15 protein-coding genes and 1 pseudogene are annotated in these 14,246 nt (G+C 67.4%); 9 read left to right on the plus strand and 7 right to left on the minus strand.

Translation table 11 applies throughout. The features are described from left to right. The coding region (tsaD, locus tag VIR09_RS21650) for a tRNA (adenosine(37)-N6)-threonylcarbamoyltransferase complex transferase subunit TsaD (protein ID WP_332014721.1) at window positions 1-698 on the minus strand (698 nt) is incomplete at its 3' end. A gap of 110 nt (window positions 699-808) precedes the next feature. Here tsaD and VIR09_RS21655 point away from each other — a divergent pair. The 3 genes from VIR09_RS21655 to VIR09_RS21665 all read left to right on the plus strand — a co-directional run bounded on the left by VIR09_RS21655 (window position 809) and on the right by VIR09_RS21665 (window position 3,869). Beyond that, window positions 809-2,101 (plus strand): NCS2 family permease, encoded by a 1,293-nt coding sequence (locus tag VIR09_RS21655; protein ID WP_332014722.1) that lies wholly within the window; start codon window positions 809-811, stop codon window positions 2,099-2,101. A 209-nt stretch (window positions 2,102-2,310) separates the two neighbouring features. Continuing rightward, window positions 2,311-3,327, plus strand: coding sequence for an LLM class flavin-dependent oxidoreductase (locus VIR09_RS21660; RefSeq protein WP_332014723.1), 1,017 nt, complete (start codon window positions 2,311-2,313; stop codon window positions 3,325-3,327). A gap of 167 nt (window positions 3,328-3,494) precedes the next feature. Then, complete coding sequence (locus VIR09_RS21665; protein ID WP_013394055.1) at window positions 3,495-3,869, plus strand: thioredoxin family protein; 375 nt, start codon at window positions 3,495-3,497, stop codon at window positions 3,867-3,869. 76 nt (window positions 3,870-3,945) lie between these two features. Here the strand turns inward: VIR09_RS21665 and VIR09_RS21670 are convergent, their stop codons facing one another. The 6 genes from VIR09_RS21670 to VIR09_RS21695 form a co-directional block, all read right to left on the minus strand. Further along, window positions 3,946-4,533 carry a YigZ family protein gene (locus tag VIR09_RS21670; protein ID WP_332014724.1) on the minus strand — a complete coding sequence of 196 codons (588 nt, stop codon included), beginning with the start codon at window positions 4,531-4,533 and terminating at the stop codon, window positions 3,946-3,948. Between the two features lie 101 nt (window positions 4,534-4,634). Then, on the minus strand, window positions 4,635-5,441 hold the full coding sequence (locus VIR09_RS21675; RefSeq protein WP_332014725.1) for a transporter substrate-binding domain-containing protein: 807 nt from the start codon (window positions 5,439-5,441) through the stop codon (window positions 4,635-4,637). An 18-nt stretch (window positions 5,442-5,459) separates the two neighbouring features. Beyond that, window positions 5,460-6,233 carry an ABC transporter permease gene (locus VIR09_RS21680; RefSeq protein WP_013394058.1) on the minus strand — a complete coding sequence of 258 codons (774 nt, stop codon included), beginning with the start codon at window positions 6,231-6,233 and terminating at the stop codon, window positions 5,460-5,462. Then, window positions 6,230-7,228 carry an ABC transporter substrate-binding protein gene (locus VIR09_RS21685; protein WP_013394059.1) on the minus strand — a complete coding sequence of 333 codons (999 nt, stop codon included), beginning with the start codon at window positions 7,226-7,228 and terminating at the stop codon, window positions 6,230-6,232. The genes VIR09_RS21680 and VIR09_RS21685 overlap by 4 nt, the downstream gene beginning before the upstream one ends. Before the next feature lie 72 nt (window positions 7,229-7,300). Further along, window positions 7,301-8,071, minus strand: coding sequence for an ABC transporter ATP-binding protein (locus tag VIR09_RS21690; protein ID WP_332014726.1), 771 nt, complete (start codon window positions 8,069-8,071; stop codon window positions 7,301-7,303). 104 nt (window positions 8,072-8,175) lie between these two features. Continuing rightward, window positions 8,176-9,402 carry an MFS transporter gene (locus tag VIR09_RS21695; protein ID WP_332014727.1) on the minus strand — a complete coding sequence of 409 codons (1,227 nt, stop codon included), beginning with the start codon at window positions 9,400-9,402 and terminating at the stop codon, window positions 8,176-8,178. 202 nt (window positions 9,403-9,604) lie between these two features. On the opposite strand from VIR09_RS21695, the gene VIR09_RS21700 reads away from it, so the two are divergent. From VIR09_RS21700 to VIR09_RS21725, 6 genes and pseudogenes are all read left to right on the plus strand, one after another. After that, entirely contained in the window at window positions 9,605-10,846 is a 1,242-nt protein-coding gene (locus VIR09_RS21700) for a CaiB/BaiF CoA-transferase family protein (protein ID WP_332014728.1), read from the plus strand. A gap of 49 nt (window positions 10,847-10,895) precedes the next feature. Continuing rightward, the gene (locus VIR09_RS21705) at window positions 10,896-11,861 is read left to right on the plus strand and encodes a tripartite tricarboxylate transporter substrate binding protein (RefSeq protein WP_332014729.1); all 966 of its coding nucleotides are present in this window, start codon (window positions 10,896-10,898) and stop codon (window positions 11,859-11,861) included. A 12-nt stretch (window positions 11,862-11,873) separates the two neighbouring features. Beyond that, the gene (locus VIR09_RS21710; RefSeq protein ID WP_332014730.1) at window positions 11,874-12,356 is read left to right on the plus strand and encodes a MaoC family dehydratase; all 483 of its coding nucleotides are present in this window, start codon (window positions 11,874-11,876) and stop codon (window positions 12,354-12,356) included. Next, window positions 12,353-13,135, plus strand: coding sequence for an enoyl-CoA hydratase/isomerase family protein (locus tag VIR09_RS21715; protein WP_332014731.1), 783 nt, complete (start codon window positions 12,353-12,355; stop codon window positions 13,133-13,135). The genes VIR09_RS21710 and VIR09_RS21715 overlap by 4 nt, the downstream gene beginning before the upstream one ends. 5 nt (window positions 13,136-13,140) lie before the next feature. Next, complete coding sequence (locus VIR09_RS21720; RefSeq protein ID WP_332014732.1) at window positions 13,141-13,536, plus strand: Zn-ribbon domain-containing OB-fold protein; 396 nt, start codon at window positions 13,141-13,143, stop codon at window positions 13,534-13,536. Continuing rightward, window positions 13,533-14,246: pseudogene (locus tag VIR09_RS21725) on the plus strand (thiolase); the annotation flags it as partial. The gene VIR09_RS21720 and the pseudogene VIR09_RS21725, both read left to right, overlap by 4 nt.

Below are 14,246 nucleotides of genomic sequence, written 5' to 3' on the forward strand. Positions count from 1 at the left end.
TGGTCCAGCCCGCCCGCCGCCTCGGCCGCCTTGACCCGGGTCAGCACCGCCGTTTTCAGGCCGCTGAAGCTGAAATCCAGGTCGCCGCTATGCAGCATGGGCCGCGGCAGGTCGAAGCGCGCGGCGTCGCCGCTGGCGGCCAGCCGGGACAGCGCGGGTCCGCCCGGATAGCCCAGGCCCATCAGCTTGGCCGACTTGTCGAAGGCCTCGCCCGCCGCGTCGTCCAGCGTTTCGCCCAGCAATTCATAGCGACCCACGCCGTCCACCCGCATCAGCTGCGTGTGGCCGCCGGATACCAGCAGCGCCACGAAGGGAAACTCCGGCCGCGGATCCGCCAGCATCGGTGACAGCAGATGGCCTTCGAGGTGATGGATGCCAATGGCGGGCAGATGGCGCGACCAGGCGAATGACTGCGCGACGCTGGCGCCCACCAGCAAGGCGCCGGCCAAACCGGGGCCGGCCGTGTAGGCCACCGCGCCGATATCGGACATCTGCAGGCCGGCTTCTTCCAGGACCTGGCGCGTCAGCGGCACGACCCGGCGGATGTGGTCGCGCGAGGCGAGTTCCGGCACCACGCCCCCGTATTCCTGGTGCATGGCGATCTGGGTATGCAGCGCGTGCGCGAGCAGACCGCGTTCGGTACAGACGGCTGCGACGCCGGTTTCGTCGCAGGAGCTTTCAAAGCCGAGAATAATCATGGCGGCAGAGTTTACAACTGATGCGAAAATACGCCCGTTTATGAAAAACCGGCGGGCAACCCGGCCCGCCCACAACAACCCGCAATCCTGCAAACACATTGGGGACTCGAATGCTCGAGAAGCTATTCAAGCTGCGTGAACACGGCACGACGGCGCGCACGGAATTGGTCGCCGGCCTGACGACATTCCTGACGATGTCGTACATCATCTTCGTCAATCCGGACATCCTGTCGTCAACCGGCATGGACCGCGATGCCGTGTTCGTCGCCACCTGCCTGGCCGCCGCGCTGGGTTCGCTGGTGATGGCGCTGATCGCCAACTGGCCGATCGGCATGGCGCCGGGCATGGGCCTGAACGCCTTCTTCGCATTCACCGTGGTCAAGACCATGGGCTACACCTGGGAGCAGGCGCTGGGCGCCGTGTTCATCTCGGGCGTGATCTTCCTGTTCCTGACGATCTCGGGCATCCGGGTCTGGCTGGTCAAGGGCATTCCGCATTCGCTGCGCAGCGCCATCGCCGCGGGCATCGGGCTGTTCCTTGCCATTATCGCGCTATCCAGCGCCAACATCGTGGTCGCGCACCCGGCCACCAAGGTCACGCTGGGCGACCTGACCCAACCCGGCCCCTTGTTCGCCATCCTGGGCTTTTTCATCATCGCCGCGCTGGACGCCCTGCGCGTGCGCGGCGCCATCCTGATCGGCATCGTCGTGGTCACGCTGCTGTCGATGGTGCTGGGCTACAACGAGTTCAAGGGCATCTTCGCCGCCCCGCCCAGCCTGGCGCCCACGCTCATGAAGCTGGACATCCTGGGCGCGCTGCACAGCGGCTTCGTGCACGTGATCCTGGTGTTCGTGCTGGTTGAAGTGTTCGACGCCACCGGCACGCTGGTGGGCGTGGCCAAGCGCGCCGGCCTGGTGCCCGAGAACCGTCCCAACCGCCTGGGCCGCGCATTGTTTGCCGACAGCACTGCCATTGTCGCGGGCTCGATGCTGGGCACCAGCAGCACCACCGCATATGTGGAAAGCGCCTCCGGCGTGCAGGCCGGCGGCCGCACGGGCCTGACGGCGCTGGTCGTGGCGCTGCTGTTCCTGGCCGCGCTGTTCATCTCCCCGCTGGCCGGCGCCGTGCCCGTCTACGCCACCGCGCCCGCCCTGCTCTATGTTGCCGGCCTGATGATGCGCGAGCTGATCGACATCGACTGGAACGACGTCTGCGAAGCGACGCCGGCCGCGCTGACCGCGCTGGTCATGCCGTTCACGTACTCGATCGCCAACGGCATCGCCTTCGGCTTCATCAGCTACGTGGTGCTCAAGACCGCCACCGGCAAGATCCGCGACGTGCATCCCGCCACCTGGCTGGTCGCGGCGCTGTTCGTGATCCGCTACGCGTTCTTCCCGGGCTAGGCTCGGGCGCCAGGACCACTCCACAGAGCGGGTCAATCGCAGGGATAGCGGAATTCAATCAACCCGCCAGGCCATAAGGTTGCTGGCGGATCCGCTTGATTTCACCGATACACTCCCCATGTATAACGGCATATGGAGTCCGCCTTGCGCCTTACCCGCTTTGTCCCCGCCCTGTTGTCCTGTGCAGCCTCGAGCACGGAGGTTTCCGCATGAGCAGCCTGGCCCGTATCCCCTTTTCCGTACTGGACCTGGCCCCCATTGTGCAGGGCCGCGACGCGGCTGACGCCTTCCGCAACACGGTCGCGGTCGCGCAGCATGTGGAACGCCTGGGCTACAAGCGCTTCTGGCTGGCGGAACACCACAACATCAACGGCGTGGCCAGCAGCGCCACCGCCGTACTGATCGGCCATGTGGCCGGCCACACCAGCACGCTGCGCGTGGGTTCGGGCGGCATCATGCTGCCCAACCACGCCCCGCTGATCATTGCCGAACAGTTCGGCACCCTGGAAACGCTCTACCCCGGCCGCATCGACCTGGGCCTGGGCCGCGCGCCCGGCAGCGACGGCGCCACGCAGCACGCGCTGCGCCGCGGTCCGCGCAGCGGACTGGAGTTTCCCGCGCTAGTGGAAGAATTGCGCGGCTTCCTCGCGCCTTCACGCCCGGGACAACCCGTGCGCGCGATTCCCGGCGAAGGCCTGGAGATTCCGATCTGGCTGCTGGGCTCCAGCGATTTCAGCGCGCGACTGGCCGCGGAGCTGGGCCTGCCCTTCTCCTTCGCGGGCCATTTCTCGCCCGAAGGCATGGCAGCCATGCGGCTGTACCGCCACCTGTTCAAGCCATCGGCAACGCTGGCGCGGCCCTACGCCATGATAGGCGTGCCGGTCGTGGCCGCCGAAACCGACGAAGCCGCAAGACGCCAAGCCACCACCCAGCAGTTGAAGTTCCTGTCGCTGGTGCGCGGCAACCGCCTGCAGCTGCAGCCGCCCGTGGACAGCATGGACGGCCTGTGGAACGAATGGGAGCGCGAGGCTGTCCAACAAAGACTGGGCGCGGCCATCGTGGGCAGCCCGGATACCGTACGGCGCGAGCTGGAAACCCTGGTCGCCGAGACCGAGGCCGACGAAGTCATGATCGTCTCGGATTTTTACGACATCGCGGACCGCCTGCGCTCGTTCGAGATTGTCGCTTCATTGAAAAACGGCGCCGCGGCAAGCACCGCGCCCTGACCGCCGCAGATTGCGCCTTCGGGCGCCAACCATTGCGATGCAGCAGCCACCCGCTCTACTATGGACTCGTAGAGTACGGATCACGCATCGCCCTATCGGGCTCGGGACGGGCACACCCCGGGCCTCCGACACCGCCTTTTGCGCCGCTCGCGCGGCAAGGATTCAAAATGAGTATTGTTGAACTCACCAAAGACAGCTTCCAGGAAGCCATCACGCCCGACGGCACCCTGATCGTTGATTTCTGGGCGCCCTGGTGCGGCCCGTGCCGCGGTTTCGCACCGGTTTTCGAGCAGGCCGCCACCGAACACCCCGATGTCACGTTCGCCAAGGTCAATACCGACGTGGAACAGGAACTGGCCGGCGCGCTGGGCATCCGCTCGATCCCGACCCTGATGGTCTTCCGCGAAAAGGTCCTGCTGTTCTCGCAACCGGGCGCCCTGTCCGGCGGTCAGCTCAACGAGTTGCTGGCCAAGATCAAGGAAGTGGACATGGAAAAGGTCCACCAGGAAATCGCCGCGGCCCAGAACGGGCAAGACGCTTGAGCGGACACGGATGATGATGGGGCATGCGCGCTGAACACCTGGCTTCCTGCCTCGGGATTCTCGCGCTACACCCGCACTACGATTCCACTTCCCAGGCGGCGCGGCCGCGGGTGATATTGGCAACCGTCACCTCCAGGTCCGCCACCGCCGCGCGCGGCACCGTGAACCGCAGCGCAACGCCTTCTTCATTGAAGTCTTCCTGCAGGATGGCCGCGCCGGCCTGAGCCAGGCGCGACTTCAGCAGCGCCAGTTCGCCAAAGCCGCAAGCGCAGGCGACGGTCGCCAGATCCACGATCTCCGTACGCTCCGCGAGCCGCAGGCAATTGGCCGCGCAGCCGCCGTAGGCGCGCACCAGTCCGCCTGCGCCCAGCTTGATGCCCCCGTACCAGCGCACTACCAGCACCGCCACGCGGTCCATGTCCTGGCCCTCGATCGCTTGCAGGATGGGGCGGCCGGCCGTGCCACCGGGCTCGCCATCGTCGTTGAAACGGTATTCCTGGCCGATGCGGTAGGCCCAGCAGTTGTGGGTCGCTTCCGGATCGCTGTGCTCGGCAAAGAAGCGCATGGCTTCATCCACGCCGGACACGGGCGCCGCATGCGCGACGAAGCGGCTTTTCTTGATGTCTTCCTGGTAAGTGCAGGGAGCGGTCAGCGTGTGCGTCATGACCGGCATTGTATGTGCTGGCGCTGCGGCCCTGTACCGCTCCGAAGGGGTCGGCGGCGCACATCCCGCCACGCCAGGACGCAGCCGGTCAGGCGGCCGGCCTAGCCGTGGCAGTCGGGTACTTCCTGGTCCAGGTAGACGTCGAAGGCCACGTCGCGCGCCCACTTCGCCGTCATCGCCTTCCAGGCGCCGGCGCGATCCCACACGCGCATTTCCTGGCCCAGCCAGTTGCGGCTGGCCGAATCGGCCGCCGGCAGCAACCACACGCGCTCGCTCCGGGCGCCATCGGCCGTCAACGTCGAGGAAAACTTCTTCCATTCCGGAAAGCGCACCAGCGGTTCCCACACCGCGTCATCCACCAGCCCGATGTCGCAACTACCTTCGCGCACGGCGACCAGCGCATCGGATGGCACGCGGTAGGTGCGCACCACGGCGCCCCAGCTCTCGGCCAACGCCTTCGACGCGGTCGCGGCTTCGGCCACGCACACGCTGCGGCCGCGCACGTCGGCGGGACGGCGCAGGACCGTGTCGCTGCGGATCACGGCCTTGGGCCGAGCCGCATAGCCGGTGGCTTGCGCGGCGACCGTGTCCGGTTGGCCGGTAGCCGTATCGGCCAGGACCAGGTCGACTTCGCCCGCCGCCAGCGCGGCGGAAGCCTGCTCCCGCGACACTTGCCGCAGCCGCACCGGCAGGCCCAGGCTCTGCCCCAACCTATCCGTCATGGCAGCGTCCAGGCCGTCAGGCGTACGGATCTTGGCGCCCGCCACGGGCGGCGGCGCCAGATAAGGCACGCCCACCACCAGTTCGCCGCGCGCGCGCGCCGCCGCGAAAGCGTCCGGCTGCGCCTGCGCGTAGCCTGCGGCCGCCAGGCAGGCGCCGAGGACCAATAGACGGATGCGGCGGATCATGCGAGGCTCCGGTATCGCTCAGACGTACTGATAGCGCAGCAAGCGATGCTTGAGGTTTTCAAGCACGAACTGGTCGATCAGCGCGGCCAGCACGGCGATGACCAGGATGTTGGTCATGACGCCCGTCATGTCGGCAATCTCGCCTGAATAGGCCAGCGAACGGCCCAGTCCCTTGCCGAAGCCGATCAGCATTTCCGCCGAGATCAGCGCGCGCCAGGCATTGCCGAACGCGAGCTGCGCGCCGGTGATCAGTTCAGGCATGACCGCCGGCAGGTAGACCCGCTTGACCAGGCCCCAGCGCGTGGCGCCCATGACGCGCGCCGCCGACACGTGCACGCGCTGCACGGATTCAGTGGCGTTCATCACGCTGAGGGCGGCCGGGAAGAACGCCGACAGCGCCACCACCACGATGATGGGCGTGTTGCCGAAACCCATAACGATCAGGAACAGCGGCACCCAGGCGATCGACGGAATCGACTGCAGGATGACGATGGCGCTGCGCAGGACTTCGCGGAAGAAGAACAGCACCGCCGCCACCAGCCCGAAGCCGATGCCGGCGGCCAGCGCCAGGCCATAGCCCGCGCCCAGCCGACCCAGCGTACCCAGCAGGCTCTGGTGGAAGGATTGCTTGCCCAGGTCTTCGAACAGGCGCTCGACCACGGCGGGCACGCCCGGCATCAGGAAGTCCGGCAGCGCGAACGCTGCCAGTTGCCACAGGGCCAGAATGAACAATACGCCCAGAACGCCCGCGAAATGCTTGCGGGCGCCGGTGACTCGGGTAGATGCGCTCAAAGCTTGCGAGCCTCTTGCCAGGACAGGTCGACGATGCTGGAGACGTCATACGGCTTGCCGTCGCGCGTCTTCAGCGAACCCTGGGCCTGCAGGATATCGGCGATTTCCTGCATGCGGCGGGTGTCCTTGTCGGTCAGCTTGGGCGTGAAGACCTGCGTGCCGATGGCTTCGGCGATGACGGTCTCGCGCGGCAGTTCGCCACGGGTCAGGGTCTTCAACGTGGGTTCGGCGATGAAGTACGACGCGATCAGCTTGGAGGCCTGCGCGGGTTCCTTCTGCAGCAGCTGGATCGCCTGGTTCTGCGCGTCCAGCGCCTTCCAGACATCGTCCTTGCGCTTGGCCAGCGTTTCGCCGGAGGTGATCACCACCATGCAGGGGAACGGCCAGGCCTGGCCCACTTCATAGATCTGCTTGACCGGCGCGATCAGCTGCGCGATGCGGTCGTAGGGTTCGAACAGGAAGGCCGCGTCGACGCGCTTGCCCACCAGCGATTGCACGGCCACCGCAGGGCTCACGCCCATGACGTTGACGTCATCGGCGGACAGGTTGCCCTGCTTGAGCACCACGCCCTTGAGGACCACGTCGGCGGTGCTGCCTTCGGCTTGCGAGGCCAGCGTCTTGCCCTTGAGGCCGGCGATGTCCTTGATGCCGGAGTCGTCGCGCACGATCAGCGAGTGGTAGCCCTGCTGCGCGCCGCCCACCACTTTCAGGTCCGCGCCCTTGGAAGCCCAGGCCACGGCGTTGGTGAAGCCCAGCACGCCGATGTCCAACTGGCCGCCGACGATGGCCTTGATCAGGTCGGTACCCGACTTGAACTCGATCAGCTCGGAATCCAGGCCGGCCTTTTTGTAGTAGCCGCCCTCTTGCGCGACGATGGCTTGCGCATCGTCCATCACGCGAAGATAGCCCACGCGGAATTTCTCGGCGGCCATGGCGGGGGCCGCCGCCAGCAACGCCGCGGCCAGCGGCAAGGACAGCCATTGCTTCAATTTCATGGGAAGTGCTCCAGGGGTATGCAGGGCTGGCCGGCGCGCAGGCGCCAGCAGCAAGGATTCAGGTCAGACGTGTCAGGCGGCCAGGGCCAGGTCGGCGTGTGCGCTGGAGCCGTCCACCGCGATGCCGAGCAGGCGCAGGATCTCGCGCTTTTCCGCGGCCAGGCCGGACAGGTCATGCGTCTTTTCGCGGTGCGCCAGGTTGAATTCGCGCAACACGCGAGCCGGGCGGGGGCTGAAGACGATGATGCGGTCGGCCAGGAACAACGCCTCGTCCACGTCGTGGGTGACGAGCAGCACGGTGGGCTTTTCCTGGGCGATCAGCTGGCGCAGCACATCCTGCAGGCTCAGCCGGGTCAGCGCGTCCAGCGCGCCGAAAGGCTCGTCCATCAGCATGGTCTGGGGCTGGGCGATGAAGGCCCGCGCCAGCGCGGCGCGTTGCCGCATGCCGCCGGAGACCTGATGCGGGTAATAGTGTTCGAAGCCGGCCAGGCTGACGCGCGCCAGCCACTGGCGGGCGGCTTCGCGGGCGCGGGCCTTGGGCGTGTTCTGGAATTCCAGCGCCAGCGCCACGTTGTCCTCCAGCGTCAGCCAGGGATACAGCGCATGTTCCTGGAACACCAGGGTGCGGCTGGGATGCGGGCCTGCGACAGCCTTGCCGTCGGCCAGCACGCTGCCCTCGGTGGGCTGTTCCAGCCCGGCCGCCAGATGCAACAAGGTGGACTTGCCGCAACCCGAGGGGCCGACCAGGGCGACCAGTTCACCGGCCTTGATTTCACTGGTAAAGCCGTCCACCACGGGCAGTTCGCCGAAGTGTTTGTGGACATGGTCGAAGATAAGGTTCATGGAACGGATCGTGGCAGGCGAAAAGTGAGCCTCAAATCTAACAATTCGTTATATGAATCCAAACTATCAATATTGAATGTCTTAACTTCTTTCAGTAATAAAGATCAGCGCTGTGCCGCCATTGCAGCCTGGCGGACGGCATGGCGCTGCAGGCCGAAGGCGATCGCGCCTCCCCCCAGCACCGACATGGCCGCCGCCAGGAAGATGGCCGGATAGCCGAAACCGCCCGAGATGTAGCCCGCAATCGGGCCGGTGACGCCCAGCGCCAGATCCAGGAAGGCGGAATACGCTCCCAGGGCCGCGCCACGGCTGCCGGCCGGCACCCGGGCCACGGCCTCGACCCCGATGGCCGGGAACACAAGGGCGAAGCCGCAGCCCGTCAGCGCGGCGCCCAGCAACGCCGCCCCCGGATTCGGCGCCAGCCAGAGCAGCAGCAAGCCGGCCGCCTCGACCAGGAAAGAAACCTGGGCGACCCGGAACCCGCCGAAGCGCGTGATCGTGCTGGCGAACAGCAGGCGCACGCCGATGAAGGCGCAGCCGAATGCGCTCAGCGCATGCGCCGCGCCATCCCAGGAGAAACTGGCGTAGTACAGCGCCACGAACGCCGCCAGCGTGCCGAACCCCACCGAACCCAGGCCCAGCGCCATGCCGTGTGGGAACACCCGCAGCACTACGCTCTTGAACGCCATTCTGTGGCCGCCTACGACGGCCACCGCAGCGCGCGTGACCGCCATCCCCAGGCCGGCAAGTCCCAGCAGCAGCACCGCGCCACCCAGCGCGCCCATGCTCCACTCGGTTTCCAGATGAACTCCCAACGGCGCGCCCAGCGCCAGGCCGCCATAGGTGCAGATGCCATTCCAGGAGATCACGCGGGCCGTATGCAATGGGCCGACCCGGGCGATGGCCCAAGTGGCCGCCCCCGTGCCGACCCAGCTTTCGCCGAAGCCCAGCGCCAGCCGACTGACGATGATGGCGGTCAGGCTGAGCCAGGCGCTGCGCTCGAAGGCATAAGCCAGCAGCAGGAACACGCCGCTGGCCGCGCAGGCCGCCATGCCGATCACGACCGTCTGCTTCGGCCCCACGGTGTCCGCCATGCGCCCGGCATGCGAGCGGCTGAGCAAGGTCGCCGCGTACTGCACGCTGATCGCCAGGCCAGCCAGCACCGAACCGTAGCCCAGTTTGTCGTGCACGTAGCCGGGCAGTACGGCCAGCGGCAGGCCGATGGCCAGATAGCAGATGAAGGTAAAGAAGGCGATGGAAACGATGCGGCACGTCAACGTGAACGTGCCGATGCGCGCGCCGTCGGGCGCGGTATGCGTAGAGGGAGGCATGGCTGAAAAAGACAAACCTGGCGGAGAGCCAGGGTTTACCCGGATGATAGCCCAGCCAAAATGGCAAACCGCTGAACGACCGCGCGCTCCGGCTCGCAATACGCAAATCGAATCGATAATGCGTAAAACGATATTGGACTGCCGCCCCCTCCGTCATTAAGGTGAACCCAGACATAACGGGGTCCACCCCGATCGGAGCAACATGGAGCGAGACAACACCGCCGCCGCGCAACCGCGCGGCGCGCTATCCCATTTGAAGATCCTGGACCTGACGCGCGTGCTGGCCGGCCCATGGGCGACGCAGACGCTGGCCGACATGGGGGCGGACGTCATCAAGGTCGAACGCCCTGAACACGGCGACGACACGCGCGGCTGGGGGCCTCCCTTCCTGACCGGCGCCGATGGCGCCGAGACCCGGGATTCGTCGTACTTCCTCAGCGCCAACCGCGGCAAGCGGTCCATTACCGTGGACCTCGGCACGGCCGAGGGCCAGGCGCTCATTGCGGAACTGGCGAAGGATTCCGACGTGCTGGTCGAGAACTACAAAGTCGGCACGCTGGCGCGCTACGGGCTGGACTATGACAGCCTGCGCGCCGTCAATCCGCGCCTGATCTATTGCTCGATCACCGGCTTCGGCCAGGACGGTCCCTACGCGCCGCTGCCGGGCTATGACTTCGTGTTCCAGGGCATGGGCGGCCTGATGAGCATCACCGGCGATCCGGCTGGCGAGCCGATGAAATCCGGCATCGCGATCACCGACCTGCTGACGGGCGTCTATGCCAGCACGGCGATACTGGCCGCGGTCGAACACCGCCGCGTCAGCGGCGTCGGGCAATACATCGACATGTCGCTGCTGGACTGTGTAATCACCATCTCGTCCTACCAGGCCATCAACTACTTCCTGTCCGGACGGGTGCCGCAGCGCATGGGCAATGCCCATTCGAACATGGTTCCCTACCAGGTGTTCGCCTGCAAGGAGGGCTCGATCATCCTGGCCGTCGGCAATGACGGCCAGTACCGCGCTTTCTGCGGCGCCATTGGCCGCGCCGACCTGGCCGCCGACGAACGCTACGCCACCGCGGGGCAGCGCAACCGCAACCGCGACACGCTGATTCCCCCCATCGCCGAGGCCATGCTGGCGCGCACCATGCAGGAATGGGTGCAGATACTGCAGGCGGTGAACGTGCCCTGCGGCCCGATCTACAACATCGAGCAGGTATTCCAGGATCCGCACGTGCGCCACCGCGGCATGCAGCTGTCGCTGCCCCACGCCGCGGGCGTGGACACGCCGGCCGTGGCCAATCCCATCCGCATGCGCGACACCCCCATGCGCTACGACCGGGCTGCGCCCACGCTGGGCCAGCACACCGACAGCGTGCTGCGCGAACGGCTGGGCCTGGACGACAGCCGCATCGCGGAGCTGAAAACCCGCGGAATCATCTGACCCCAGCCGCCGGACAGGCGGCCATGACAACAACCCAGGAGACACCACCATGCGCATCATTTCCGCCGCGGTCTGCGGCGCCCTGACACTGGCGGCCGTCGCGGCCGCGCCCGCGTTGGCCCAGGACGGGCCGGTCCGGTTCATCGTGCCCTACCCGCCCGGCGGCGCCGCCGACCAGATCACGCGCCTGGTGGCGCAGGAAATGAGCAAGGACGGCGCCGCGGTCATCATCGTCGAGAACAAGCCCGGCGCCGCCGGCATGATCGCGGCCGACTACGTCGCCCGCGCCAAGCCGGACGGCAAGACCTTCTTCGTCGGCTCCAACGCGCCATTGGTGGTGAACCAGGCGCTATACGCGAAGATGACCTACGACCCGGCCAAGGACTTCGTGCCGGTCTCCGGCCTGGCGAAGTCGCCGCTGCTGCTGGTGGTGCGCCATGACTTGCCGGCGCGCGACGTGAAGGCGCTGATCGCCCTGGGCAAGCAGTCTCCCGGCAAGTTGACGATGGGCTCGGCCGGCACCGGCAACATCACCTATCTAGCCGGCGAGTACGCCGTCAGCAAGCTGGGCTTCCAGGTCACGCATGTGCCCTATCAGGGGAGCGCGCCCGCCATCGTCGGCCTGATGGGCAGCAGCACCGACATGATGTTCGACGCGCTGCCCTCCAGCATGGCCCAGGCGCAGGCCGGCAAGATCCGCCCCTTCGCCGTGCTCGACGACAAGCGCTTCGCCGGCCTGCCCGACGTGCCCACCGCCACCGAGTTGGGCTATGCCGGCATGGACGCCAGCGCCTGGTTCGGACTGGTGGCGCCCGCCGGCACGCAGCCCGCCGTCGTCCAGAGCATGAACCGCGGCGTCAACCAGGCGCTGCAGCAGCCGGAGCTGCAGCGCAAGCTCACGCAGATCGGCGCGGTGTCCATGCCGGGCGACGCCCAAGTGTTCGCCGCCTTCGTGCAGGCGGAGCGCGACCGCTGGCTGCCAGTCGCCCGCGACCTGGGCCTGAAGGCCCAGTAAGGGGAGTCCGCCATGATCACCTTGGACTCCATCGAGGCGTTGCGCGCCTTTTCCGGGCAGCCTGCCGCCCTCACGCCCTGGCAGGCAGTAGACCAGGACACCATCAACCGCTTCGGCCTGGCCACCGGCGACACGCAGTGGATCCACATGGATCCGCAGCGCGCGCAGGCCGAATCCCCCTATGGCGCGGCCATCGCCCACGGCCTGCTGACGCTCTCGCTGCTGCCCTCCCTGTACGCATCCGCAATATGTTTTCCGAACCGCAGGCTCGCGGTGAACTACGGCTTTGACCGCGTGCGGTTCACGCAGGCGGTCAAGGCCGGCGCACGCATCCGTGGCGCGTTCGCGCTGGCTGGCGTGGATGAGTTGCCCGACGGCCAGGCGCGTCTCGCCTGGGATGTGCGCATCGACATCGACGGCGAGGAGCGGCCGGCGCTGGTCGCGCGCTGGCTCACGCAAATCGCCTATCACCCAGGCCAAAAGGAACAGGCATGACACTGAAGATCACCCGCCACGGCGCCACCGCCGTGCTGGCCATGGACCGGCCCGACCAGCGCAACGCACTCAGCCTGGAGATGCGCGATGCGTTCGCACGGGCCCTGCCGGAACTGCGCGAGGACGACGGCATCAAGGCCGTCGTGCTGACGGGTTCTGGCGGCCATTTCTGCGCCGGCGGCGACATCAAGTCCATCGCCCAGGCGCATGCCGCCGGCCTGGACGCCTTCGAAGGACGGGAGCGCATCCGCAAGATCCACCGCTGGTACGACGCGCTGGTGGACCTGGAAAAACCCGTCATCAGCGCAGTGGAAGGCGTGGCCTTCGGCGCCGGCCTGTCGCTGGCGCTGTGCGCGGACTACGCCATCGCGCGGCGCGGCGCCACCTTCTGCGCGGTGTTCGCCCGCATCGGCTATGTGCCCGACATGCTGGGCATGTATCTGCTGCCGCGCGCGGTCGGCCTGGCGCGCGCCAAGGAACTGGTGTTCACGGCGCGGGTCTGCGAGGCCGAAGAGGCGCTGGAACTGGGCCTGGTGCAGGCCTTGTGCGACGGCGACCCGCTGGAACAGGCGCTGGCCATGGCCGAACGTTTCCACGCGGCGCCGACACAGGCGCTGGGCTTGGCAAAGACGATCATGAACCGGACCTTCGAGTCCACCCGCGAGGACATCTACGCGCAAGAGGCCATGGCCCAGGCCATCTGCCGCGATAGCGCGTTCCATCGCGACGCCGCCAGGCGTTTCGTGGAAAAACTGCCGCCTGCCTACAAATGGGACTGAACCACATGCCGACAGAAACCCAAGCTGCCACACCGGGGCCCCAGGCCCGCTATGAGGCCTATCTGGACGAAGGCCGTTTCATGCTGCAGCGCGACCGTGCCAGCGGCGAGTTTTTCTTCTATCCGCGCGTTGCCGCGCCACGCAGCGGCTCACGCGACCTGGAATGGGCTGCCCCCAGCGGACTGGGCCGGGTCCATGCCGCCACCGTGATCCATCCACGCCCGCCCGAGACGCCCTACTGCGTGGTGCTGGTGGACCTGGACGAAGGGCCGCGGCTGATGTCGCGGGTGGACGGCATCCCGGCGCACGAGGTGCGCATCGGCGCCCGGGTGCGCGCCCGCATCGTCCAGGAGGACGGACGCGGCGTGCTGGTATTCGAACTCACGGCGGAGCAAGCATGACCCAAGACCGTTTCCCGCGCGGCAAGGCCGCCATCGTGGCGGGCGCCACCTACGGCATAGGCCAGATGCCCGGCATGAGTTCCATGGACCTGGCGGTTCAGGCCAGCCTGGCGGCCCTGGACCAGGCGGGCCTGCGCCCCGACCAGGTCGACGGCCTGTTCATCGGCCTGCCCGACGACTTCATGTCCGGCCTGGGTTTTGCCGAATACCTGGGCATCTCGCCCAGCCTGACCGACAACAACCGCACCGGCGGATCCTCCTTCCTGACCCACGCCATGTGGGCCGCGCTGGCGCTGGAGGCGGGCCAATGCGACGTGGCGCTGATCGCCTACGGCAGCAACCAGCGCAGCGGCGCGGGCAAGCTGGTCAGTTCCATGCGCCCCTCTCCCAACGAGGCGCCTTACCGGCTGGCGCGCCCGGTAGGCGCCTATGCGCTGGCGGCTTCTCGCTACGCCCACCAGTACGGACTGAAGCGCGAACAGCTGGGCGCGGTCGCCATCGCCGCGCGCCAATGGGCCATGCTCAATCCCGAGGCCGCCATGCGCGAGCCCCTGGACATGGCGCAATACCTGTCGGCGCGCATGGTGGCCGAGCCCCTGAGCGTGCGCGACTGCTGCCTGGTGACCGACGGGGCAGCCGCCGTGGTGATGACCCGCGCCGACCGCGCCCGCGACCACTGCGCCCGGCCCGCCTACCTGCTGGGCGCGGCC

The sequence above is a fragment of the Achromobacter sp. genome (assembly GCF_036567245.1).
Classification (GTDB): domain Bacteria; phylum Pseudomonadota; class Gammaproteobacteria; order Burkholderiales; family Burkholderiaceae_B; genus Achromobacter.